Source organism: Mesorhizobium sp. M0293 (assembly GCF_040321735.1).
Lineage (GTDB): Bacteria > Pseudomonadota > Alphaproteobacteria > Rhizobiales > Rhizobiaceae > Mesorhizobium.
In genome coordinates this window covers 1-604 of record NZ_JAMYSA010000323.1, presented here as the reverse complement: position 1 = coordinate 604, position 604 = coordinate 1, and the positions used below count along the sequence as shown (strand labels likewise).

General features: G+C 60.8%; 1 protein-coding gene. It reads right to left on the bottom strand.

All coding sequences use genetic code 11. From position 1 onward, the window contains the following. On the bottom strand, positions 1–587 hold a 587-nt coding region (locus tag NKJ06_RS35700), incomplete at its 3' end, for a porin (protein ID WP_352812638.1). Between the last annotated feature and the right edge of the window lie 17 nt (positions 588–604).

The window sequence follows — 604 nt, the reverse complement described above, 5'->3', positions numbered from 1 at the left end:
ACGGCCGAGAAGCCGTTGCCAGCGTCGAAGTAGTACTGGACGACGTTGGTGTCGAAATCGCCGTAGGGAACCAGCGTATCCTGGATGACGTTGCCGGCATAGCCGATGAACGTATTGAACGCCGATTCGTCCTTACCGACGCGGAGACCACCGAGCTGGATCCAGGCGAAGTTCAGAGAAGGAGTGGCATTGCCGGCAATAGCACCGTCGCCATTGCCGAAGTTCCAGCGGGTCTCGGTGAAGGTCTTCAAGGTGCCGAGTTCGGTTTCCTGGCCGGTCCAGGTCTTCAGCGTGAAGCGGGCATTCTTGTGCCAGGTGTCGTTTTCGGTGCCGTCCTCAACGTCGGTGGCGCGAGCACCATCGAAGCTGCCTTCCTCGCCGGCGCTGATGTCATAGCGGATAAAGCCGCCGATGCGCAGGCAGGTCTCGGTGCCGGGGATGTAGAAGTAGCCAGCGCCGTAAACGTCGCAAATCTTCACGTATTCAGCGGGTTCCGGCTCGGCGACGACGACGGCGTCGGCGGCGCGCGCACCGGAAACTGCGATCAGGGCCGCAGCGGAGCCGAGGAGAAGGCTCTTAATGTTCATTTTCTGACCTCCAGTCA